Below are 22506 nucleotides of genomic sequence, written 5' to 3' on the forward strand. Positions count from 1 at the left end.
GGGCAGTCTCCACGAACAACCTCTTATGGGTCGGCGCGAGAGACTGCCCCTCTCCCCGACCCTCTCCCCTGAAGGGGAGAGGGAGACTTTCATGCCCCTGTACCTCAACGACGAACAGACGATGCTCCGCGACACGGCAAAGGATTTCGTCGCCGATGCCGCCCCCGTCTCGCACCTGCGCGCCCTGCGCGATGCGAACGACCCTGCCGGGTTCAGCCGCGACCTGTGGAAGCAATTTGCGGAGATGGGCTTCACCGGCATCCTGATCCCGGAAGGCGACGGCGGCCTGGGTCTCGGCCATGTCGAGGCGGGCGTGGTGCTGGAAGAGATCGGCCGCAACCTGTCGCCCTCCCCCTTCCTCACCACCGCCGTCGCCGCGGTGGAAGCGCTGAAGGGTACCGCGCATGCGGCGCAGCATTTCCCCGGCATCTTGACCGGCGAGACGGTCGCCGCGCTCGCGATCGACGACGGGCCCAAGCACCGCGCGACCGTCGCGATGCAGGCCGAACGGGCCGGCAACGGCTTCCGCCTGACCGGCAGGAAGCAGTTCGTGACGCACGGCCATGTCGCCGACCTGCTGATCGTCGCCGCGCGCACCGCGGGCGCCGCGGAGGAGGACGACGGCATCACCCTGTTCGCCGTGCCGCGCGATGCGGCCAAGCTCGACGTGACGCCCGAACGCCTGGCCGACAGCAGCATTGCCGCGCGGATGGAATTCGATGGCGTCGAGGTCGATGCCGATGCGGTCATCGGCGAAGTCGACGGCGGTGCCGCCAACCTTAAGCGCCTGCTCGCCGCCGGCCGCACCGGTGCCGCAGCCGAGATGATCGGCGTCGGCAGCGGCGCGATGGACATGACCGTCGGTTACCTGAAGGAGCGCAAGCAGTTCGGCGTGACCATCGGCAGCTTCCAGGCGCTCCAGCACCGCGCCGCGCACCTCTATTCCGAACTGGAAGTCGCTCGCGCCGCGACGCTCAAGGCACAGCAATTGCTCGACGCGGGCGACGAGCGGGCCGTTAGTGCCGTGTCGGTCGCCAAGGCGATGACCGGGCTGGCGACAACGCTGGCAGTGCAGGAAGGCATCCAGATGCACGGCGGCATCGGCATGACCGATGAATATGACATCGGCTTCTACATGAAGCGCGCCCGCGTGCTGGCCGAGATGTTCGGCGACACGAACTTTCACGCCGATGCGCTGGCGAAGACGGCCGGGTATTGACGATCGCGATCCTCCCCGTTCACGGGGAGGGGAACCGCGCCCGGAGGGCGTGGTGGAGGGGGATCTCCCCAAGCGCATCGCCGGAGGATAGCCCCCTCCCCCATGCTGCGCATGGTCCCCCTCCCCGTGCCGGGGAGGATTTGAGATGACCGACGACTCACCACCCCCACCCCGCGCCGAAACGCCAGAGGCCCTCGTCGCCCAGCTCGTGACGCTGCTCGACGTCGAGACGATCGACACCGACCTCTACCGCGGGTCGCGCCAGCCCGGTGGCGTCGGGCGCGTGTTCGGCGGTCAGGTCATCGCTCAGGCCCTTCAGGCGGCGCAGCGCAGCGTCGAGGGTAAGGACGCGCATTCGCTCCACGCCTATTTCATGCGGCCGGGGGATGAAAATTTCCCGATCATCTACCGTGTGGTCCGCGACTTCGACGGTGGCAGCTTCGCGACCCGGCGGGTGATCGCGATGCAGAAAGGCCAGCCGATCCTGAACATGGCCGCGTCGTTTCAGCGTGCCGAGGACGGGCTGCACCACAGCGACGCGATGCCCGATGTCCCGCCGCCCGAAGCGCTGCGGTCCGAAACCGATCTGCGCCGCGAACACATCGATGAGATCCCGGAGAAGATGCGCCCCTTCTTCTTGCGCGCACGCCCGATCGAGATGCGGCCGGTTAGCCCACGCTCGCTGATCCACCCGCAGCCCGCGCCGCCGGTCTGGCATGCCTGGTTCCGCGCGACCGCAGCCCTGCCCGATGATCCAGCGCTGCACCGCGCGATCCTCAGCTACGCCTCTGACATGGCACTGCTCGGCACCGCGATGCTGCCGCACGGCAAAAGCTGGCTGAGCGGCAAGATGCAGACCGCGAGCCTCGACCATGCGGTGTGGCTGCACGAACCGTTCCGCGCCGACGACTGGCTGCTCTACACGACCGACAGCCCATGGTCGGGCCACGGTCGCGGGTTCAATCGCGGCCGGATTTTCTCGCGCGATGGACGGCTGGTCGCGAGCACCGCACAGGAAGGACTGATCCGCGTCCGCGAATGAGCATTGTCACATCACCGGTGGCGATGGTGGCGGCGGAGTAGCCTCTCCCGGTTCGTCGCCTTCCGGCAGCTTGAAGCGTACTCGCTCGACGCACCCCGAAGCCCCTCGTGCCGATGGCGCGCGGCGCGCGTTGGTCATGATCTGTCGGGCCTGATCGCCGAACGCCGCCGCCGGTTCGCTAGCGACGACGTGGACATTGCCCACCTGACCCCATGGCGCGACATCGTAGCGCACGATAGCCCACCCCTCGATCCCGCGGCGGCGGAACGGCTCGGGGAACGTCAGCGTCGGAAGATATGCCCATTTCGCGTCGTCGGCCGGACAGCCCTCTGCATTCCGGAACCCGTCGAGGGGTGTTGCGACAGGGGCAGCCAGCGGGGTCCGCTGACGACGGAACATCGGCATAACGCAACCGGTGCGCCCGCGGTCGGTTTTAAAGCGCGACGCAGTCACCGCGGCCCGCGTGGCGGCATCCAGCGCGGCATTACCGTCGCTTTCGATCGTGCGGATGCGCACCGGCTTGCCGCGCGTATCCAGATCGAAACCGGCGACGGTCATCGACAGCGTACCCGGCGCCTGAGGAATTGCTTCCAGATCGGGATAGGCGCGCAGCAGAGGCGCGGGGCCAGTCCCCTTATAACAATCGCCTTCCACCGCGCGGGCGCGCTTGCGGATGTCGCTTTCAAAATACGCCGCATCGTGCGGCAGAGTCAGGTAGCGACGGATCAGCGGCGCGGGGGCATCGGCCAGCGGGGTCGCATCGATGTCATATTGGATCGTACACCGCGCCTGCGCCGATCCGGCGGCAAAGCGCGACGCCGCCAGCGCGGGCTGCAGGTCGGGCATCGGCACATAACCGCCGGCCATCGCACGCGGCTCAGCCTTAATTCCCACGACCCGGCCGTCCGTGTCGATCGAGAAGCTGAAGCGAACCGGTGCAGGGTCCGATCCCCGCACCATCGCGCCTGCCGATGGGGTCGGGCGCGCGATCGAAACCGCTGTCGGGATGCCGCCGTCGCAGCGCACGGCGCCGGGTCGAAAATCGAACATCGTGTGAGCAGATGCGGTCGGCGATGCCACTATCGGCGGCGCCGGCGGTACCTGTGCGACTGGCAAAACGGCGACGGCGAGCACGGTCAGGATCGGCATGGCGCGATCCTGCGCGCGCCGCGTGACGGGCTCAAGGCAAAACTGACCGACTCACGTCGCCGTCTTGCCAAATTCCTGTCGGTTGAACGGGTGGCTCGACGACAGGCCGCCGTCGACGACGATGGCCTGACCATTGACGTAGCTCGCGGCGTCGGAGGCGAGGAAGGCGACGACCTCAGCCAGTTCCTCGGGCTCGGCCCCTCGACGCAAGGGGTTGAGCTGGCCCAGCCGATCGCCCTTGCCCGCTGCCCGCGCGCCATCGAAGATCATCTGGGTCATACCCGTTTCGGTCAGCCCGGGGCAGACCGCGTTCACCCTCACGTTCGACCCGGCGAGCTGCTGTGCGCCAACCTGCGCCAGGCTGATAACCCCTGCCTTGGACGCCGAATAGGCCGGGGACCCCGCGCCCGATCGCAGGCCGGCGACGCTGGCGGTCAGGATGATCGCCCCGCCCCCGCTCTCGACGATCCGCGGCGCGGCGTGCTTCAGCGCCAGGAACGGGCCGATGACGTTGACCCGCAGCACGTCGGTGATGAGGTCGACGGAGGTGTCGAAGATGTTGGCCAAGCCACCGGAAATGCCGGCGTTGGCGAACATCACGTCCAGCCGGCCGTGCTGCTCCATCGCCAGATCCACCGCGCGGATGACATCCTCCTCACTGCCCGCATCCATGCGCAGCGCGGTTGCCGCATCCCCGATCGCGGCGGCGGTTGTGTCCGCGCCTTCGGTCAGGTCGGCGCAGATTACGCGGCCGCCCTCCCGCGCGAACTGCATGGCGGCGGCGCGACCGATGCCGGACCCCGCGCCGGTGACGATGATCGATTTGCCCTCGAAGCGCATCACTTACCCTTCCCGTTCGCCCTGAGCCCGTCGGGCACCATCACAGCAATATCTTGAGGGGATCTGGCCGGAGAGCCGTCCGTCTTCATTCTCGCCGTCCCCAGAAGAAGGACAGGACTTCAACAAGCTCAGCCCGAGCGGCGGGTGCGCTAGTCCGCCCCCGCCTTCTTCGCGAAATCCCATGCCGCACCCGCCAACCGATACACCTGCGCCGCCGACGCCTCGGCCTGCGCGCTCGATGCCGTCCCGTCGACGATCCGCTTCTTGATCCCCTGAACGATGCCGGTCAGGCGGAACAGGTTGTACGCAAAATACCAGTTTAGGTCGGGCACACCGTCGCGACCGGTGCGCGCGCAATAGCGCTCGACCATCGTCTCGATCGGCGGGATGCCCGTCTCGGGACCCGTCATCCCCATCACGCCCGAACGCCCCTCGGGCTGGGTCACCCAGCTCATCAGGAAATAGCTGAAATCGGCGAGCGGATCGCCGAGTGTCGACAGCTCCCAGTCGAGCACCGCGATCACCCGCGGCGCGTCGGGCGCGAAGATCATATTGTCGATGCGGTAGTCGCCGTGGACGATGCTGGTCGCGGTCTGCGGGGGCAGCGTCGCGGGCAGCCATTCGATCAACCGGTCGACCTCGGGCATCACCTCGGTTTCGGACGCGCGATATTGTTTCGTCCAACGGGCGACCTGGCGCTCGAAATAATTGCCGGGCTTACCGTAATCGGCGAGGCCCGCGGCGACGTAGTCGGTCGTGTGGAGATCGGCGAGCGTATCGCACATCGCCTCGTAGATCGCGGTCCGTTCGGCCGGCGCATAGCCCGGCAACGTCCCGTCCCACAGGTTGCGACCGTCCGCGAAGCCCATGACGTAGAATTGCGCGCCGATAACGCCGTCATCGGTGCACAGGCCATAAGGCTTTGCGACCGGGAAGCCGGTCGGGTGCAAACCGGCGATCAGACGATATTCGCGATCGACCGCGTGCGCGGAGGGCAGCAGGGGCCCGAACGGCTTGCGCCGCAACACATAGCGACCCGATGGCGCGTCGATCAGATAGGTCGGGTTCGACTGGCCGCCGGCGAACTTGGCGTACCTCAGCGGCCCGGCAAATCCATCGACATGCGCCTGCATCCATGCGGTCAGCGCCGCATCGTCCAGGCGGTCCTTGTCGGCGACCGCGGTCGTCTGGGGCGCCTCCGCCGGGGTCATCGCGACACGCCGATGTCGCCGCTCGACGCCGGATCACTCTTCCAGTCGGCCCATTTGCCGAACTCGTTGCGGGCGATCGCGCGGTTGTGAACCTCGTCCGGGCCATCGGCGAAGCGCAGCGTGCGGATGTTCGCCCAGTCGTGTGCCAGGTGGAAATCACCCGACACACCGGCGCCGCCATGCGCCTGGATGGCGTCGTCGAGGATCTTCAGCGCCATCGTCGGCGCCTGAACCTTGACCATCGCGATTTCGAGCTGGGCCGACTTGTTACCCGCCTTGTCCATCATGTCGGCGGCCTTGAGGCACAGCAGCCGCGTCATCTCGATATCGATCCGCGCGCGCGCGATCCGCTGTTCCCAGACGCTCTGATCGGCGATCCGCTTGCCGAAGGCGACACGGCTCAGCAGACGCTTCGCCATCGCCTCGATCGCGGCCTCTGCGACACCGATCGTGCGCATGCAGTGGTGAATGCGCCCCGGCCCCAGGCGGCCCTGCGCGATCTCGAACCCCCGGCCTTCGCCCAGCAGGATGTTCTCGGCTGGCACGCGGACATTTTCCAGTACGACCTCGCCATGGCCATGCGGCGCGTGGTCATAGCCATAGACCGACAGCATCCGCTCGATCCGCACGCCCGGCGCATCCATCGGCACCAGGATCATCGACTGCTGGGCATGACGCCTCGCCGACGTGTCGGTCTTGCCCATCAGGATCGCGACCTGACAACGCGGATCGCCCACGCCCGACGACCACCATTTCCGACCGTTGATGACATAATCGTCGCCGTCGCGCACGATCGAGGTTTCGATATTTGTCGCATCCGACGACGCCACGGCCGGTTCGGTCATCAGGAAGACCGATCGGATTTCACCGTCCATCAGCGGTTTCAGCCACCGGTCCTTCTGCGCGCGCGTTCCGTAGCGGTGGAACACCTCCATATTTCCCGTGTCGGGTGCGGAGCAATTGAAACATTCGCTCGCCCAGACGATCCGCCCCATCTCTTCGGCGCAAAGCGCGTATTCGAGATTGGTCAGTTGCTCGCCTTCGAACACGAAGCTGTCGTCGACGTGCGTCTGGCCCGAATGCGGCGGCATGAAGAAATTCCAGAGGCCTTGCGCCTTGGCCAATGCCTTGACCTCTTCGATCACCGGCAGCACCTTCCAACGCTCGCCTTCCGCAGCTTGGCGGCGATATTCGGCGTCGCGGGGGGCGATCTCGCGGTCGATGAACGCGGCCACGCGGTCGCGCCAATATGTCTCGCGCTCGCTCAGCGTGAAGTCCACGGGCATCTCTCCTCGAACGTCGTCCTGTCGGAAGGGTAGGCCGTACCCGTTTTTCGGTAAACCCCGCTCACCCGATTTTTATCGCCTGTTGCCGCACGTACCGGCTCAAGCAAAAATGTCTCTAGGCGTGGACGACAGGAGTGCTATCACCGCCTACGATATGACCGCGACGTCAGGCAGAGAGGGTGGGACCAAGCGTTTCCAGGCGAAGCGCGACGCGATCCTGGCGGCTGCGGCCGAGGCGATCAACGACCAGAGCGCGAAGGGGATGACCTTTGCCGACGTCGCCGCCCGCGTCGGGCTCAACACCACCAGCGTCACCTATTATTTCCGGCGCAAGGAGGATCTCGCCTCCGCCTGTTTCGAACATACCATCGACCAGCTCGGCGCGATGCTGGAGGAGGCGATGGCGGAGGCGACGCCGCAGGACCGCGTCGCCCGCTACCTTTCCATCAACTTTCAGCGGATGGGGCGCATTGCGCGCGGCGAGGATACCGCCTTCGCGATCCTGAGCGACCTGCGTGCGATGGACGAGCCGATCAAGGGCAAGCTGCTGACCGGGTGGCAGCGCGTCTTCCGCAACACCCGCGCCCTGTGGGGCGACCCGGCCGACCGCGCGACCAAGGACCTCTACGGCGCGCTGGCGCATGTGCTGCTGGAAAACACCTTCTGGTTGTCGATCTGGCTGACCCGCTACGACGTCGACGAATATGACCGGGTCGAAGCGCGACTAATGGACGTGTTCCGTCACGGCCTGGCCAGCGGACGAGCGGCATGGACGCCGAAACTACTGGAGGTCGACGATAGCGACCAGGAGCCGGGCCGCGCGGCGTTCCTGACGGCGGCGACGCGCCTCATCAACGAACTCGGCTATCGCGGCGCTTCGGTGCAGCGGATCGCCAGCGAGCTGAACGTCACCAAGGGCAGCTTCTACCATCATCTCGACGCCAAGGACGAGCTGGTGACGGAATGCTACCGCCGCAGCTTCGACCGGATCGCCGCGGCACAGGCGAGCGCGCATGCCGCCGGCGGCACCTATTGGCAGATGCTGGAAAACGTCATGGCGACGTTGCTCGACATCCAGTTTTCGGAACGCGGTCCCTTACTGCGCACGACGGCGCTGTCCGGCCTGCCGCCACGCGATCGCCAGACGATGATCGACCGGTCGAACCGCCTCGCCCGGCGGTTCGCGGGGATGATCTCGGACGGCATTGCGGAAGGGTCGATCCGTGCCGTCGATCCGCTCGTCGCCAGCCAGGCGCTGATGGCCATCCAGAACGCCGCGTTCGACATGCGCAAATGGGCGAGCACGATGCCCAGAGAGCGGGCAGTAGCGATGTATGCCTCGACGCTGATGTTCGGCCTGTTCGACGACCGCGTCCTTGCCTAGCCACGCCACGGGTCGTTGCGTGCTCCGACAGCCAAGGCCGAGCGTAAGGCGGGGTCTACCCGATCGATGTGGGACGAAGCACCATCCTGACGATCGTTTCTCTAGCCCTTCGCCAAAACTCACGGAGTTTACCCCATGACCGCGCTCGCTGACATTCTTTCGGCGCTGGAGCCAATCGACGGCGGGTTTCGCGGTGAAATTCCGGTCGACTGGCTGCAGGGCCGTACCGCTTATGGCGGACTGTCATCGGCACTCGCGCTTCACGCAGCGCTGGCATGCGAGCCGGACCTTCCGCCCCTCCGGTCGGCGCTCGTCGCCTTTATCGGCCCGCTGGCCGGCACGGTGACGATCACTGCGCGAAAACTCCGCCGCGGACGAAACGCGGCGTATATCGAGGCAGCGATCGAAAGCGATGCCGGCGTCGGCTATCGCGCCACCTTCGTTTTCATGCGCGAGATGGAGTCGGCGATCAGCTTCGATCGTACCCAATCCGCCCGACTTGGCCCGCCCGCCGGTACCGCAAGAATTCATTGTGGGCCTGCGAACCATTTCACGGCAAATTTCGAATTCCTCGACTGCGCAGCCCCGGACACTGCCGGCGAATGGCACCGCTGGGCGCGGCTCGTCCACCGCGATGGGCTCGACCCGGAGGTGGCGCTGATCGCGATCGCCGACGCGCTGCCGCCCGCCGCCTACCAGCTGCATCGCGGTGCCGCGGCGATGAGTTCGCTGACGTGGCAGCTCAACCTGCTTGTCCCGCGGCCGACGACGACTGACGGCTGGTGGCTGATCCAAAGCCGCACCGACCGCGCCGTCGGCGGCTATTCGAGCCAGCGGATGACGATGTGGTCGGCCGACGGCACGGCCATCGCCGATGCGATGCAGGGCGTCGCCATCTTTACGTAAGGCTGCGACATTTCGCGACAGTTTCGCGCGCGAAGGACATAGATGTGCGACCGGCGCCGGCGATACCGACATCACGGCGGGGCCGCCCCGCCCCCGTTTCTCTCTCGGAGATCGAAGATGCTGAAGACTCTGACCGCCGCAGCACTGCTCGGCACCGTCGCTCTGGGCGGGCTGGCCTGTGCCCAGACCGCGCCTGTCGGCGCCCGGCCGGCAAAGGCGGACGCCGATGGCGACGGACGGATCACCCGCGCCGAATTCATCGCTCGCGCCGAAGCGAGTTTTGCGCGGATGGACGCCAACAAGGACGGCGTGCTCACGCCCGACGAACGCCGCCCCGTCCGCCCGGCGAAGGCCCCCCGCGCGCCGGGCGCCGTCGGCGGGCCGTTCATCCCGGTGCAGGACGCGGCACCCCCGCCGCCGCCCGGCGGGGCGATGCAGGCGCGTCCCCAGGGCATGCGTGGCCCTGGCGGCGGCATGGCGCGGATGGACACCGACGGTGACGGTCGCCTGTCACGCGCCGAGTTCGACGCCGGCGCCCGCATCCGCTTCGAACGCATGGACACCAACAGGGACGGTATCGTCGACGCGACCGAGATGGCCGCCCTGCCCGGCGGCGGTCGGGGAATGCGTGCCGACACCAATGGTGACGGCAAGCTGACCCAAGCCGAATATGACGCTCAGTCGAAAGAGCGTTTCGACCGGATGGACGTCAACGGCGACGGCGTGCTCGACACCGCCGAACTTCAGGCGGGTCCAGGCATGCGCGGTGGCCGTGGTGGCGGCCAGCGGCGGGGCGGCATGCCGCCCGCCCAACCGATGCCGGCCGCGCCGACCGGCGCGTAACCGGGGTCACGCCGGGCCGCTAAAGCGCCGTCCTCCCCTTTGTGGCGCGCGGCGGCCCGGCGTTGGCAAACCTTGTCCGATACGGTTAGCGATATGACGATGGCTTCCCCCGACCTTCCCCATCTGCTGCTCGTCGATGACGAACGGTCGATCCGCGAACCCTTGGCGCAATATCTGACCAAGCAAGGCTTTCGCGTGACCCAGGTGGGCGACGCGGAGGCAGCGCGCGCTCGGCTGAACGCCTATGCCATCGACCTCGTCGTGCTCGACATCATGATGCCGGGCGAGGACGGGCTGTCGCTGTGCCGCCACATCCGCGCGACCAGCGAAACGCCCGTCATCCTGCTGACGGCCAGAAGCGAAGAGACCGATCGCATCGTCGGCTTGGAAATGGGCGCCGACGATTATGTCGTGAAGCCGTTCTCCCCGCGCGAGCTCGCCGCCCGCATCAAGGTCGTGCTGCGTCGCCTCGCCGCCGGCGGCACCCGGCAGCATGCGCCCGAAACGGGCAGCTTCGCCTTCGCCGGCTGGGTGCTGAAGACCGGCGAGCGCAGCCTTGTCGATCGCGAAGGCGTGGCGGTGCCGCTGTCGACCGGCGAATACAACCTGCTCCATGCCCTCGTCACCCGCCCGCGCCAGGTGCTGACCCGCGACCAACTGCTCGACCTGACCCAGGGGCGTGAGGCAGCGGCGTTCGACCGGGCGATCGACAATCAGGTCAGCCGACTGCGCAAGAAGATCGAACCCGATCCCAAGGCGCCCCAGTTGATCAAGACCGTCTGGGGCGGCGGCTATACGCTGGCCGCCGAAGTCATTCGGCTTTGACCCTTCTGCGCTTTCCCAGGAGCCTGGCGGGCCAGGTTCTGCTGCTCGTCGCGGTCGCGCTCTTCGTGGCGCAGGCGATCAATTTCGGGCTGTTGCTGCGCGAGCGGCGCGAATTTCGCCTGGCTGCAGCCACCAACCCTGCCATCACCCGCCTGATCGACGCCAGCGAGCGGCTGGACGCGGGCCGGAAGCTGCCCCCGGACCGCCCCCGCAACCGCGTCCGGCTGGAAGCCGCGTCGCCGGTCGCCATGGCGACCGAACGCGTGCCCGACGCACAGCAGGCGATCGTCGCCGGCCTGACGGAGGCCGGCATCCGCTTCAGCCGGGTCGAGGCCGGGCTGCGCCCCTTCACGATCGACGCCGACCGCCCCGGTCCCGCCGGCAAGATGCGGCGCGAGCGGATGCGCCGGTTCGTCAGCGAACTCGTCATTGCCGTGGAGCAACCCGGCCGGGGATGGTTGACCATCGCCACCCCCTGGCCGCGAACCGAGCGCGGGATCGTCGCGCAACTGATCGCCCAGACGCTGGTGCTCTATGGCATCGTGCTGCTCGCGGTCCTGTGGATCGGCACGCGGATCGCGCGTCCGCTTCGAACCCTCGCAACCGCCGCGCGAGCCTTCCGCCCCGGTGACGGCGCCGAGCCGGTCGAGGAACGCGGGCCCGCCGACGTGCGCGCGGTGATCGCCGCCTACAACACGCTCGGCACCCGCGTGCAGGCGATGATCGATGAAAAGGACCGCATGCTCGGCGCGATCGGCCACGACCTGCGCACGCCGCTAGCCGCGCTTCGCGTCCGAATCGAATCGGTGGAGGATGAGGAGGATCGCCAGCGCATGGCCGACACCATCGATGAGATGGCGCGGATGCTGGAAGATATCCTGTCCCTCGCCCGGCTGGGCCGCTCGAGCGATCCGGTGACCGAAGTCGATCTCGCCGCGCTGGTCGATGCGGTGGCGGAGGATTTCCGCGACCTTGGCCATGCCGTCGAGACGCGCGATGCCGAACGCCTGCCCTGGCGGGTCCGCCCCGCACCGATGCGCCGCGCGATCCGCAACCTCGTTGAAAATGCCATCAAATATGCCGGCGGCGCCGAAGTCGTCGTCGAACGATCGAGCGCGGGCGCGTGCATCGCGGTACTCGATCGTGGCCCCGGCATCCCGGACGATCGGCTGGCGCATGTGTTCGAGCCGTTCATCCGCGTCGAGAGTTCGCGGAACCGAGATACCGGTGGCATCGGCCTCGGCCTCGCGCTCGCGCGGGCGATCGTGCAGGAGGTCGGCGGCACGCTGACGCTGGTCAACCGCGAGGGCGGCGGGCTGGCCGCGACGATTACGCTTCCGACACGACGCAACTAAGTTCGGGCCGCACCGTTCGAGCCAGGATGATCGCACGGTCCACACCCACGCCCGCATGATTACCGTCGCCTCCTACAATATGCGCAAGGCGATCGGCACCGATCGGCGCCGCGACCCGATGCGGGTGCTGGAGGTGCTGCGCGAGGTCGATGCCGACGTGATCGCCCTGCAGGAGGCCGATCGCCGGTTCGGGACCCGCGCAGGCGTCATATCGCCGCATCTGCTCGACGAACATTCGCCGTGGAAGGCGCTGCCGGTCGGCGTGCGGACACAGTCGATGGGCTGGCACGGCAACGCCCTGCTCGTACGCAAGGATGCGGTGGTCTCGGACTGCGAAGTGATCCACCTCCCGACGCTGGAGCCGCGCGGTGCGGTCATGGCGGACGTGCGGGTCGGCGGCACGCCCTTGCGCGTTGTCGGCATGCACCTCGACCTGTCGGGTCTGTGGCGGCGGCGGCAGGCCCATGCGATCCTTGCACACCTGGCCGCATCGGCCGTCCAATATCCGACGGTGATGATGGGCGACCTCAACGAATGGACTCGCGCGGCCGGCTGTCTGAAGGACTTCTGCCGCGACTTCACCAGTGCGGAAACGGGTCCCAGCTTTCACGCCCGCCGGCCCGTCGCCCGGCTCGACCGCATCCTCGTCTCGCGCGAATGGCGGGTCGTCGAATGCGGTGTCCACGCAAGCCTTGCCGCGCGCACCGCTTCGGATCATCTTCCGATCTGGGCGCGGCTCGAACTCGCCTAGAAGCGGGGGCGGATGCGCGAGAAGGAACTGCGGCTGGCGCTGATCTGCTACGGCGGCATCAGCCTGGCCGTATATATGCACGGCATCACCGGCGAGATCTGGCGCCTGGCGCGCGCCAGCCGCAGCTTCCACGACGGCAGCGATCCGGGCAACGGATCGGAAGGCGTGTACCACGCGCTGCTAAGCGAGATCGCCTCCAGCGCTGAGGTCCGGCTGCGCGTGCTGCCCGACATCATTGCCGGGGCCAGCGCCGGAGGGATCAACGGCATCTTCCTGGCGCAGGCGCTCGCCTCCGGACAGTCCCTCGAACCGCTGACGACGATGTGGCTCGAGAATGCGGATATCGAGGCGCTGCTCGACCCCGACGCCGCGCCCGATCGCTTCTCCAAGCTATGGGCGACGCCGCTCGCCTGGATGGTCGCCGATCGCAACCAGATCGACGGCACCGTCGAACCCGGGTCGCGCGAGGAGGTTGCCCGCAAGCTACGCCATTTCGTCCGCTCGCGGTGGTTCGAACCGCCATTCGGCGGCCCGCGGCTGACCCATATGCTGCTCGATGCGCTTGACGCCATGGCAGCGGGGCCGAAGGGCGACCGACTGCTTCCGCCCGGCCAGCCGCTCGACCTTTTCGTCACCGTCACCGACTTTCGCGGCCACCCGGAGCGGCTGCGGCTGAATTCCCCGCCCGAAGTGGTGGAGACCGAACACCGCCTCGTCTTTCCCTTCTCCGACAGTGGCGACGGTCGCCTGGGCGGCGCGCCCGAACTGGCCCTCGCCGCGCGGGCGACGTCGAGCTTTCCCGGCGCCTTCCCACCGCTGAAGGTCGGCGAGGTCGACGCGGTGCTGAAAGAGCGCAGGCAGCGCTGGCCCGGCCGCAAGGCGTTCCTCAACCGCGCCCTGCCCCGCCATGCCGCAGTCAACGCCGCCGAGAGTGCCGTGCTGATCGACGGCTCGGTGCTGGCCAATGCGCCGTTTCGTCCCGCGATCGACGCGCTGCGCGACCGACCGGCCAAGCGCCAGATCGATCGCCGCTTCGTCTACATCGATCCGGTTCCGGGCTATGATTTCAACCTGGGTCTGTCGAAGGTCGAATCGCCCGGATTCTTCCAGACCATCCTTGGCGCGGTCAGTGAGTTGCCACGCCAGCAACCGATCCGCGACAATCTGGAGGCGATCGACGCCCGCACGGCACGGGTCGAACGCCTGCGCGGCATTCTGGCGGGGCTGCGCGGCGACGTCGAGGCGGCGGTGGTTCGGCTGTTCGGCTATACGTTGCTGCTCGACTATCCCACGCCTGCGCGCCTGGCCGGCTGGCGCCGCCGCGCGCAGGTCGCCGCAGCCAAGGACGCAGGCCTGTCCTATGCCGCCTATGCACGGCTGAAACTCGCCGACATCAGCGCGCAGATCGTCACCACGCTGCAGCGCGCCGGCGGCGACCGCGGCCCGGACGGACTCCGTCGTATCGGCGCCGCGGTCGACCGCGCGCTCATCGAGCGCGGCATCACGATGGAGACCGCCGCCGAACTGTCGGCCGCGTCCCCGATCGTCGATTTCCTGCGTCGCTTCGATCTCGGTTTTCGCGTCCGCCGCCTGCGCCTGATGGCGCGCCGTCTGGCCGAGATGGACGAGGCAGGCAGCGACGCCCTGCTCGCGCCGGTGCGGGAGGCGGTCTATGCCTCGCTCGCCGAATATCTCGACTTCGAGCGCAGCGACGCGTTCATCGCACTGCGTCCCGACATCCGCCGTATCGCCGCCGATCCCGCGGCGGCGCTTGCCGCACTCGACGCCGCAATGGACCTGCCCGGCATCGACACCCGCACAGACCAACGGTTGAGCGACGGGCTGACCGCCTTGCCCAAGGACCTGCGTCGGCCGTTGCTGCTCGGCTATCTCGGATTCCCCTTCTTCGACATCGCGACCCTGCCTTTATTGCAGGGCGAGGGGCTGGACGAGTTCGACCCCGTCAAGGTCGATCGCATTTCCCCCGACGACGCCAAGGCGATCCGCGAAGGCGGCGCGGCGGCCACCTTGAAGGGCACCCAATTCCATAATTTCGGTGCCTTCTTCAGCCGCGCCTACCGGGAGAACGACTATCTTTGGGGTCGTCTGCATGGTGCCGACCGGTTGATCGACATCGTCGTCTCTACCTTGCCGGGCAGCGCGCGGTTGCGGCCCGGCCGTATCGCCGCGATCAAGCGCGACGCGTTCCTGGCGATCCTGGCCGCCGAGGAAGAGCGGCTGACCGCTATTCCGGGCCTGTTCGAGGCGTTGCGCAAGGAAATCGGCTGAGGCTGGTCAAGCGGCGCTTCAGGGCATAGGGTGGCGCCATGCAGTTCCTGAAGACGTTGCTGATCGTGTTCACCGTCGGTCTCGCGGTGGCCTTCGCCTTCAACAACTGGGCCAGCGTCGACATCCGCCTGTGGGGCGGGTTGATCGTCGACATCAACAAACCGCTGTTGATGCTGGTCTGCTTCCTGCTCGGGCTGATCCCGACCTGGCTGTGGCAGCGCGCGATTCGCTGGCGGTTGGCGCAGCGGCTTGCGGTGAGCGAACGGACCGTCGCCGACCTGCGTGTCGCCGTCACGACGCCGCCCACCACGACGCCGCCGGCCCCGACCACGCCGGCGCTAGCCATTCCGCCGGCAGACGGCGATCCCCTGCCGCCCGTCACGGTCGAGGAGCCGAAGCTGTGAGTTCGCCGCTATACGTCGCGCTCGACACCCCTGACCTTGCGCGGGCCAAGGCGATCGCACAGCGCGTCCGTAATCACGTCGGCGGACTGAAGCTCGGCCTCGAATTCTTCATGGCCAACGGTCGCGCCGGAGTGCGCGAGATGGCCGACATCGGCCTGCCGATCTTCCTCGATCTGAAGTTCCACGACATCCCCAACACCGTCGCCAAGGCGATTCAGGCCTTGCGCCCGCTCGAGCCGGCAATCCTGACCGTCCACGCCAGCGGCGGCCGGGCGATGCTGGAGGATGCCAAGGCAGCAGCACCGACGGGCACCAAGGTCGTCGCCGTCACGGTGCTGACCAGCCTCGACGGCAGCGACCTGTCGTCCATCGGCCTGGCCGCCGATCCGCACGAGCAGGTCGTCCGCCTGACCGAGCTCGCGCGCGAGTCCGGGATCGACGGCGTCGTCTGTTCGGGCGAAGAGGTGAAGGCCGCCCACAAGGCCTGGCCGCAAGGCTTCTTCGTCGTGCCGGGCGTGCGTCCGGCAAACGGTGCTGCCGGCGATCAGAAACGCGTGGTCACCCCGCGTGCAGCGCTCGATGCCGGCGCGTCGATCCTGGTGGTCGGCCGTCCCATCACCCAGGCCGAAGACCCCGACATCGCGGCGCGGGCGATCGAGGCGACGCTTTAGCCGAGGCTGCTCTCGTCCCGGGCGGGAGCTTAGCAAGCCCGACCCATTGCCGCATCCTCCGCCGTGGTGCAGCGCGAATGATGCCGTTCTTGGGGACTTCCATCAGGCTCACGCGAAAAAGAGAGCTTGAAAGGCGCCCGTCAGTCCCGCGCCAGATGCACGAAATCGCGCTCGAAACTCTTCAGATGCGCGCCGCCGTCGACGAAGATCACCTGCCCCGTCACGGCCTGTGCCTGGGTGAGCCATAGCACCGCGTCGGCCACCTCCTCCGCCCGCGCATTGCGGCCCATCGGCATCAGAGCCCCGACACGTTCGAACTGGCCATCGACATACTCCTCCGTCGGGAGCACCAGTCCCGGCGCGACGCCGTTCACCCGCGCGTGCGGCGCCAGCGCCAGCGCCAGCGTCCGCGTCGCCTCTGCCAATGCCTGCTTGGACAGGGTATAGGCGAGCTGATCGATCGGCGGGTTGGCGATCCGCTGGTCGAGGATGTTGACGATCGCCACGCCCTGCTGTCGTTCGGCCACCGCCTTGGCGAGGGCGACGGGCGCAGCAAGGTTGGTCCGTGCGAGTTCGAGTACGCGCTGGAACGCACAATCGGCGCCGTCCATCGCGGCAAAGCGCGAGGCGCAGTTGACAAGAACGTCGATCGGCCGGCCGAAACGCGCCGCGACTGTGTCCGGCAGCGCTGTGACCGCGTCGCCATCGTCGAGATCGGCGACGAAGGTCTCGTACCGCCGATCCCTCAGATGCGCCGTCAGCCACGCCTCCGGCGCGTCACCGCTGCGAGATTGCAGCGCGAGGTCGTAGCCCGCCCCCGCCAGTCGCGCGGCGATATACGCCCCCAGCCGTCGCCCACCCCCGGTGACGAGCGCGAGCGGCACGGTCAGCGCCGATGCCGGATAAGGGTGATTCCGATCGATTCGCTCCCCTCGGCGATCGCCAGCTTCACGATCTTGACCTGCACCCGCTTCACGCGCGCGTCCTGCAGGAACAGCGTTTCAGCGATATGATCCGCCACGCCCTCGATCAGCGTGAAATGCACGCCCTGCGGCAGGGCATCGGTCGCGGCGTGACGCAGATCCATATAGCTTTTCGACGCGGACAGCGGCGTGTCCGGGGCGAAGCCCGGTAGACAATCGAGCTCGACGTCCATCGATATCCGCAGCGGCTGCGGCAGGTGCGTTTCCTCCGAATAGATGCCGGTCAGCACCATGACTTCGAGGTCGTGCACCTGAAGCGTCAAACTGTCGTGCACGGCGGTCGTCACCTTTTCATCGATACGCTGAGCACCCGCGCATAGCAGATGCGGGAGCGGGCGAAAGCCTTGGTCAGGCGCGCGGGCCGACCGCGCCGGCACCGTCCGGGACTCCGCTGCCGCGGGCAAGCAGACGGCGCGGCTCGAAGGGGCCGGGCAGACGCCACGCGGCGGTCGCCTCCGCCGAAAAGCCGAAGAAGCGGCCATAATATTCCGGGTCCCCGATCAACATCAGCGCGTCGGTGCCGGCAAGCTTCGACGAGTCAGCCGCAGCGAGCATATGCGCCATCAGCCGCCGGCCGACCCCGCCGCGTTGAAGCCCCGGCTCGACTGCGACCGGCCCGACAAGAACCATCGGCACGTCGCGCCCATCGTCGCCGACGAACCGCACCGGCCAGCACTGAATGGTCCCGGCGAGCGCGCCATGGTCGTCGACCGCAGCGAAACTCAGGCTGGCCATCTGCGCCGTGCCGCTGCGCAGCCTGTAGGCGGTTCGGGTGTGACGATCCGCCCCAAACGCACGATCGAGCAGCGATTCCACTGCGAGTGCAGGAACATCGGACAGGGGAACTAGAATCATGCCGGGGGTCGCTTGAAACACAAACCCCCGCCGAACCGGGTGGTTCAGCGGGGGTGTGGCGCGCCCGGAACGATTCGAACGTCCGACCCTCAGATTCGTAGTCTGATGCTCTATCCAGCTGAGCTACGGGCGCTTGGGAGTGGCGCTGATAGGCGGCGAATCGAGGCATGGCAAGCCATTGCTTGCAGAAAAATGCATCCCTAGGTTTTCATGATGAAATACAGCCTGCTGAGCCTGCCGCTGATCCTCTCCGCTTGCGCGAGCCAGCCGGTGAACGCGCCCTCTCTCCTGCCGCGCGCCATTGAAACGCGCCCGGATTCGCCCCCCGTGCGCGACGAGACCGTCCGCCCCGATCCTTCGCTGGACTCGAAGATCGCCGCCGGCGTCGCCACCTTCGACAAGGCGGCGGCGGCGTTCGACGCCGGCAAAGCTGCGCTCGCCCGCCGAATCGAAGCGGGGAGAGGCGCGGCGGAAGGGTCGGAACGGTGGCTGGACGCCCAGCAGGCTCTAGGCGAGCTGCAACAGCTTCGCACCGCGACCGACGGGGCGATGACCGATATCGAGGCTCTGGCCATCGAGCGGGCGAGCGCGGGACAATTGCCCTACCCCATGCTCGATGCGGCGATCGCGCGCGCGCAGGCCGTCGTCGATCGGCAGATGGCGGAGGAAAACCGGCTCCGCGCGATCCTCGCCTAGCGAAATTCCTTCAGCACCGGCAGAATCGTCGCATAATCGTCGGTCCACGGCGTCAGGTCACGTCGCGGATAGAGCGGTCGCCATGCGCTGCCATCGCTGATGACCATCGCAAAGGTCGATGGATCGCGGGTCAGGACGATCCAGTCGCTCAGCGTCGCCTGCGGCCCTTCGTCCTCGTGCGGCTTGTAATGCAACATCGCGCCCATCCACCCCCGAGCGGACGCGGCGACGACCGGTTCCAGATCGAGGAAGCGGTTGGAGACGTGGACGAGCAACAGCCCCTTCTTCTGAAGCACGCGGCCGTAGCTTTCGAACGCCTCGCGCGTCATCAGATGCATGGGGATGGCGTCGGACGAGAAGGCGTCGAGCACCAGCACGTCGAGCGAACCGCTCGCCTGCTGCGCCAGCCGCATCCGCGCGTCGCCGACGACGATGGCCGCCTGAGGCAGACAGCGCGACAGGAAACTGAATTTCGCCGGATTGCGTGCGATCGCGACGACCGCGGGGTCGATTTCGAAAAACGTCCAGTGTTGTCCCGGCTTCGCGTAGCAGGCCAGCGTCCCGGTCCCGAGACCGACGGCACCGATCCGGGCGCCCGGCCCGTACAGTTCGGGCGCCATGCGCAGCGCCACGCCGACGCCCGATCCCTGGACGTAATAGCTCGTCGGATAGCGTTCGCGCGCGGGCGTTCCGGTCAGCTGAATGCCGTGCAACGTCGTTCCGTGCGCCAGCGTCCGCTCCCACGCTTCGTCGCGAATTGTGTAGACGCCGAAATAGCTGCGGGTCCGATGATTTCCCTCCAGCGTAACCTCCAAGGCACGCCAGCCACCGAAAAGCATCAGCGTGCCCAGCAGCGTGATCAGATACGGTGCGCGCTTGCCCACCAGCACTATCCCGAACACACAGAGCCCCAGGTAGACGACGGTCTCGACCGAGGCTTCCCCGGGCTGCGCGGCGTCGAGGATGGCGACGATCGCGAGTACGGTCACGAGAACGGCGACGAGCGCGGTTCGGATGAGCGTCCCGCGCCGGTCGGTCCGCCACAGTCGGGCGGCGATCGGCAACAGGAAAGTCTGCGGCACCAGCGCGCCGGCCGCCAGGATCAGCAGCGGATATTCATAGGTCCAGTCGAACACGACCGGCGCAATGAGGCCGGAAAAAACGCCGCCCAGCGCGCCCCCGACCGACATGGCGAGATAGAAGCCGGTCAACCGGTCCGCCGCTGGACGCAGGTCGTACATCCGCGTGTGCAGCGCGACCGCCACGACGAACAGGAGCAGCAAAGCGATGCCCGCGTTGAAATAGGGCATCGCGTGCGTACCCGCGATCATCACGCCGCCGAACAGCAGGATGGTGATCGGCGTGAACTTGGTGATGACCTGCGCTATGCCGCGTTTCGTGGCGAAGGCGACCGAGAAGCTGAGCAGGTACAGCCCCAGCGGCAGGACCCACAACAGCGGCACCGCCACGATGTCGGTGGTCAGGAAGGTCGATGTCGCGAGCATCAGGCCCGACGGCACCAGGGCGAGTGCGATCCACAGAATAACGCGGCGCCCCGGCGCCGGTGCGCTGCGCTCCACGACCGGGGTTTCCGCCGTCGCACGTCGCGGCAGCCTCAACGCGCATGCAGCGACCAGCACGAACAACGCGACATAGCCCGCGCTCCACATCACGCTCTGCCGGTCGAGCGCCATCGTCGGTTCGACCAGCAACGGATAGGCGATCAGCCCGCCGAAGCTGCCGATGTTGGACGCGGCATAGAGCGCATAGGGGTCGCGACCGGGGGCTGTGACGGCATACCACCGCTGCATCAACGGCGCCTGCGCGGACACGGCGAAGAATAAGGGACCGATCGAGGCGCCGAGCAGCCACGGCACCCACACCGCTGGCTCGGCATCCGCCGGCAGGTCGAAGTTATAGAGGCCGATCGGCAACCACAACGCCGCGACGGCCAGGACGCCCAGATGGACCGCAGCAGTCTGTCGTGGTCGCAGCTTGCTCAGGGCGTGCGCATAGGCATAACCGCCCAGCAGCAGCGCCTGATAGACGGGCATCGCCGAGTTCCACACCGCCGGCGCCCCACCCAGTCGCGGCAATGCCATGCGCGCGACCATCGGCTGGACCAGGAACAGCAGGAACGATCCGGTGAGGATCGTCGCGATGAATAGCACGCGGGCGGCCCGCGGGGTTGGCGCCGCCGTCGCTTCCGTCTCGCTCACGCGACGGACCGATCGATGCGATAGGTAAGGTGCCGCCGAAGCGGACTGCCCACCGGGACCGCCTTATGGTCGAAATTCCCGTCCGGCAGTCGCCGCATTCCCAATCGCTCCATCAGTCCCCAGCTCCGCTCATTGGCAGGAACGGTGATTGCCACAATATGGTTAACGCCCCGGTGCCACGCGCTCGCGATGCACGCGGACGCCGCTTCGCGGGCATAGCCCTGCCCCCAGGCGTGTCGCGCCAGTCGCCATCCGATCTCGGGTTGCGCGTCGATCGGAGTGCCTTCGGCCCCGGGCTTGATCCCGCAGAAGCCGAGAAACGCGCCGTCGGACCGCCGCTCGACGACCCAGAAGCAGGAACCGGTCTTCTCGAGCAACCGCTTCTGGCGCGCAGCGAACGTTTCGGCATCGGCGATCGACAGCTCGGGGCCGATGTACCGCATGACCTCGGCGTCCCGTCCCATCGCGTAAAACGGCGCGATATCACTGTCCTGCCAGGGTCGCAGCATCAGCCGCTCGGTTTCGTTCATGCCCCCAGCAACCGCGCAGCAAGCGGCGCGTGATAGGTCAGTACGCCCGAACAGCCTGCGCGCTTGAAGGCCATCAGCGTTTCCAGGACCACTGCGTCGCGATCCGCCGCGCCGACCGCGACTGCGGCCTCGATCATCGCATATTCGCCCGACACCTGGTACGCGAACACCGGCACGCCGAACTCGCTCTTCACGCGCACGACGATGTCGAGATACGGCAGTCCCGGCTTGACCATGACGCTGTCGGCGCCCTCGGCCAGGTCGAGTGCGACCTCGCGGATCGCCTCCTCGGCATTGGCCGGGTCCATCTGATAGGTCTTCTTGTCGCCCTTCAGCAGCCCGCGCGTACTGACCGCGTCGCGGAACGGACCGTAGAAGCCGCTGGCGTATTTGGCGGCGTAAGCCATGATCTGGACGTTGCGATGGCCCGCACCTTCCAGCCCGTCGCGGATCATGCCGACGCGCCCGTCCATCATGTCGGACGGCGCGACGATGTCCGCCCCCGCTTCCGCCTGGACCAGGGCCTGGCGGACAAGCACCTCCGCCGTTTCGTCGTTCAGGACGTAACCCGCAGCATCGACCAGCCCATCATGGCCATGGCTGGTATAGGGGTCGAGCGCGACGTCGGTCAGCACGCCGACGTCAGGCGCGGCATCCTTGATCGCGCGGATCGCGCGGCACATCAGATTGTCGCGGTTGAACGCCTCCGCCCCGTCATCGCTGCGCAGGTGCGGCGGCGTATTCGGAAACAGGGCGATGCACGGGATGCCGAGCGCCGAAGCCTCCTTCGCCCGCTCCGCAATCTTCGCGAGCGACCAGCGCGAGACGCCCGGCAGGCTTGCGATCGGCTCTTCGTCGGCACCCTCGGTCACGAACAACGGCCAGATCAGATCGGCCGGGGTCAGCACGGTTTCGGCGTGAAGACGCCGGCTCCAGGTGGAGGCACGGGTGCGGCGCAGGCGAAGCGCGGGATAGTGCGACATGGTGCGTGCCTTGCGCCATCGCACCCTCGGCATCAAGCGTTACGCATCCGAAATCGGGATCGAAG

Annotated in this window: 22 protein-coding genes and 1 tRNA gene; 12 read left to right on the forward strand and 11 right to left on the reverse strand. The window is 67.5% G+C overall.

What is annotated here, in order from left to right; translation table 11 throughout:
* Positions 1-91 precede the first annotated feature (91 nt).
* Positions 92-1219, forward strand: coding sequence for an acyl-CoA dehydrogenase family protein (locus JW805_08945; protein ID MBN2972142.1), 1128 nt, complete (start codon positions 92-94; stop codon positions 1217-1219).
* Positions 1220-1364: 145 nt separating this feature from the next.
* Positions 1365-2261, forward strand: a complete 897-nt coding sequence (locus tag JW805_08950) for an acyl-CoA thioesterase II (GenBank protein ID MBN2972143.1) — start codon at positions 1365-1367, stop codon at positions 2259-2261.
* A 6-nt stretch (positions 2262-2267) separates the two neighbouring features.
* On the opposite strand, the gene JW805_08955 is transcribed toward JW805_08950, so the two are convergent.
* The 4 genes from JW805_08955 to JW805_08970 all read right to left on the reverse strand — a co-directional run bounded on the left by JW805_08955 (position 2268) and on the right by JW805_08970 (position 6747).
* Positions 2268-3410, reverse strand: coding sequence for an energy transducer TonB (locus tag JW805_08955; GenBank protein MBN2972144.1), 1143 nt, complete (start codon positions 3408-3410; stop codon positions 2268-2270).
* 51 nt (positions 3411-3461) lie between these two features.
* Complete coding sequence (locus JW805_08960) at positions 3462-4253, reverse strand: glucose 1-dehydrogenase (protein MBN2972145.1); 792 nt, start codon at positions 4251-4253, stop codon at positions 3462-3464.
* A gap of 146 nt (positions 4254-4399) precedes the next feature.
* Positions 4400-5461, reverse strand: a complete 1062-nt coding sequence (locus JW805_08965) for a phosphotransferase family protein (protein MBN2972146.1) — start codon at positions 5459-5461, stop codon at positions 4400-4402.
* Positions 5458-6747, reverse strand: a complete 1290-nt coding sequence (locus JW805_08970; protein ID MBN2972147.1) for an acyl-CoA dehydrogenase family protein — start codon at positions 6745-6747, stop codon at positions 5458-5460. The genes JW805_08965 and JW805_08970 overlap by 4 nt, the downstream gene beginning before the upstream one ends.
* Before the next feature lie 121 nt (positions 6748-6868).
* Here JW805_08970 and JW805_08975 point away from each other — a divergent pair, with 121 nt between their 5' ends.
* The 9 genes from JW805_08975 to pyrF all read left to right on the forward strand — a co-directional run bounded on the left by JW805_08975 (position 6869) and on the right by pyrF (position 16175).
* On the forward strand, positions 6869-8131 hold the full coding sequence (locus JW805_08975; protein ID MBN2972148.1) for a TetR/AcrR family transcriptional regulator: 1263 nt from the start codon (positions 6869-6871) through the stop codon (positions 8129-8131).
* Positions 8132-8266: 135 nt separating this feature from the next.
* Positions 8267-9037: a thioesterase family protein gene (locus JW805_08980; GenBank protein MBN2972149.1), complete on the forward strand. Its 771-nt coding sequence runs from the start codon at positions 8267-8269 to the stop codon at positions 9035-9037.
* Between the two features lie 117 nt (positions 9038-9154).
* On the forward strand, positions 9155-9880 hold the full coding sequence (locus tag JW805_08985; GenBank protein MBN2972150.1) for a hypothetical protein: 726 nt from the start codon (positions 9155-9157) through the stop codon (positions 9878-9880).
* 99 nt (positions 9881-9979) lie between these two features.
* Positions 9980-10705 (forward strand): response regulator, encoded by a 726-nt coding sequence (locus JW805_08990; GenBank protein ID MBN2972151.1) that lies wholly within the window; start codon positions 9980-9982, stop codon positions 10703-10705.
* A complete protein-coding gene (locus tag JW805_08995) occupies positions 10702-12060 on the forward strand; it encodes a HAMP domain-containing histidine kinase (GenBank protein MBN2972152.1) in 1359 nt (452 codons plus the stop codon). The genes JW805_08990 and JW805_08995 overlap by 4 nt, the downstream gene beginning before the upstream one ends.
* A 55-nt stretch (positions 12061-12115) precedes the next feature.
* Positions 12116-12811 carry an endonuclease/exonuclease/phosphatase family protein gene (locus JW805_09000; GenBank protein MBN2972153.1) on the forward strand — a complete coding sequence of 232 codons (696 nt, stop codon included), beginning with the start codon at positions 12116-12118 and terminating at the stop codon, positions 12809-12811.
* 12 nt (positions 12812-12823) lie between these two features.
* Entirely contained in the window at positions 12824-15100 is a 2277-nt protein-coding gene (locus JW805_09005) for a patatin-like protein (GenBank protein ID MBN2972154.1), read from the forward strand.
* 38 nt (positions 15101-15138) lie between these two features.
* Positions 15139-15504, forward strand: coding sequence for a hypothetical protein (locus tag JW805_09010; protein ID MBN2972155.1), 366 nt, complete (start codon positions 15139-15141; stop codon positions 15502-15504).
* Positions 15501-16175, forward strand: a complete 675-nt coding sequence (gene pyrF, locus JW805_09015; protein MBN2972156.1) for an orotidine-5'-phosphate decarboxylase — start codon at positions 15501-15503, stop codon at positions 16173-16175. Before JW805_09010 ends, pyrF begins: the two co-directional genes overlap by 4 nt.
* Before the next feature lie 140 nt (positions 16176-16315).
* Here the strand turns inward: pyrF and JW805_09020 are convergent, their stop codons facing one another.
* The 4 genes from JW805_09020 to JW805_09035 all read right to left on the reverse strand — a co-directional run bounded on the left by JW805_09020 (position 16316) and on the right by JW805_09035 (position 18146).
* Entirely contained in the window at positions 16316-17059 is a 744-nt protein-coding gene (locus JW805_09020; protein MBN2972157.1) for an SDR family oxidoreductase, read from the reverse strand.
* 2 nt (positions 17060-17061) lie between these two features.
* Positions 17062-17445, reverse strand: a complete 384-nt coding sequence (locus tag JW805_09025; protein ID MBN2972158.1) for a dihydroneopterin aldolase — start codon at positions 17443-17445, stop codon at positions 17062-17064.
* A 61-nt stretch (positions 17446-17506) separates the two neighbouring features.
* Entirely contained in the window at positions 17507-18013 is a 507-nt protein-coding gene (locus JW805_09030) for an N-acetyltransferase (GenBank protein ID MBN2972159.1), read from the reverse strand.
* A gap of 56 nt (positions 18014-18069) precedes the next feature.
* Positions 18070-18146, reverse strand: a tRNA-Arg gene (locus JW805_09035).
* A gap of 80 nt (positions 18147-18226) precedes the next feature.
* Between JW805_09035 and JW805_09040 the strand changes: the two genes are divergently transcribed.
* The gene (locus JW805_09040) at positions 18227-18709 is read left to right on the forward strand and encodes a hypothetical protein (protein MBN2972160.1); all 483 of its coding nucleotides are present in this window, start codon (positions 18227-18229) and stop codon (positions 18707-18709) included.
* Here JW805_09040 and JW805_09045 read toward each other — a convergent pair.
* Genes JW805_09045 through hemB form a run of 3 tightly spaced genes read right to left on the reverse strand, consistent with a single transcriptional unit; the run spans position 18706 to position 22474 of the window.
* A complete protein-coding gene (locus tag JW805_09045; GenBank protein MBN2972161.1) occupies positions 18706-20928 on the reverse strand; it encodes a fused MFS/spermidine synthase in 2223 nt (740 codons plus the stop codon). The genes JW805_09040 and JW805_09045 overlap by 4 nt on opposite strands.
* Complete coding sequence (locus JW805_09050; GenBank protein MBN2972162.1) at positions 20925-21458, reverse strand: GNAT family N-acetyltransferase; 534 nt, start codon at positions 21456-21458, stop codon at positions 20925-20927. The genes JW805_09045 and JW805_09050 overlap by 4 nt, the downstream gene beginning before the upstream one ends.
* Positions 21455-22474 (reverse strand): porphobilinogen synthase, encoded by a 1020-nt coding sequence (gene hemB, locus JW805_09055; GenBank protein MBN2972163.1) that lies wholly within the window; start codon positions 22472-22474, stop codon positions 21455-21457. The genes JW805_09050 and hemB overlap by 4 nt, the downstream gene beginning before the upstream one ends.
* Positions 22475-22506: the final 32 nt, after the last annotated feature.

The sequence above is a fragment of the Roseomonas aeriglobus genome, from assembly GCA_016937575.1.
Classification (GTDB): Bacteria; Pseudomonadota; Alphaproteobacteria; order Sphingomonadales; family Sphingomonadaceae; genus Sphingomonas; species Sphingomonas aerigloba.

Coding starts and splice junctions, on each gene's coding strand:
- JW805_08955 (MBN2972144.1), bottom strand. CDS start 3,410: ATGCCGATCCTGACCGTGCTCGCCGTCGCCGTTTTGCCAGTCGCACAG.
- JW805_08965 (MBN2972146.1), bottom strand. CDS start 5,461: ATGACCCCGGCGGAGGCGCCCCAGACGACCGCGGTCGCCGACAAGGAC.
- JW805_08980 (MBN2972149.1), top strand. CDS start 8,267: ATGACCGCGCTCGCTGACATTCTTTCGGCGCTGGAGCCAATCGACGGC.
- JW805_09005 (MBN2972154.1), top strand. CDS start 12,824: ATGCGCGAGAAGGAACTGCGGCTGGCGCTGATCTGCTACGGCGGCATC.
- JW805_09050 (MBN2972162.1), bottom strand. CDS start 21,458: ATGAACGAAACCGAGCGGCTGATGCTGCGACCCTGGCAGGACAGTGAT.
- JW805_09010 (MBN2972155.1), top strand. CDS start 15,139: ATGCAGTTCCTGAAGACGTTGCTGATCGTGTTCACCGTCGGTCTCGCG.
- hemB (MBN2972163.1), bottom strand. CDS start 22,474: ATGCCGAGGGTGCGATGGCGCAAGGCACGCACCATGTCGCACTATCCC.
- JW805_09030 (MBN2972159.1), bottom strand. CDS start 18,013: ATGATTCTAGTTCCCCTGTCCGATGTTCCTGCACTCGCAGTGGAATCG.
- JW805_08970 (MBN2972147.1), bottom strand. CDS start 6,747: ATGCCCGTGGACTTCACGCTGAGCGAGCGCGAGACATATTGGCGCGAC.
- JW805_09040 (MBN2972160.1), top strand. CDS start 18,227: ATGAAATACAGCCTGCTGAGCCTGCCGCTGATCCTCTCCGCTTGCGCG.
- JW805_08990 (MBN2972151.1), top strand. CDS start 9,980: ATGGCTTCCCCCGACCTTCCCCATCTGCTGCTCGTCGATGACGAACGG.
- JW805_08950 (MBN2972143.1), top strand. CDS start 1,365: ATGACCGACGACTCACCACCCCCACCCCGCGCCGAAACGCCAGAGGCC.
- JW805_08945 (MBN2972142.1), top strand. CDS start 92: ATGCCCCTGTACCTCAACGACGAACAGACGATGCTCCGCGACACGGCA.
- JW805_09000 (MBN2972153.1), top strand. CDS start 12,116: ATGATTACCGTCGCCTCCTACAATATGCGCAAGGCGATCGGCACCGAT.
- JW805_08985 (MBN2972150.1), top strand. CDS start 9,155: ATGCTGAAGACTCTGACCGCCGCAGCACTGCTCGGCACCGTCGCTCTG.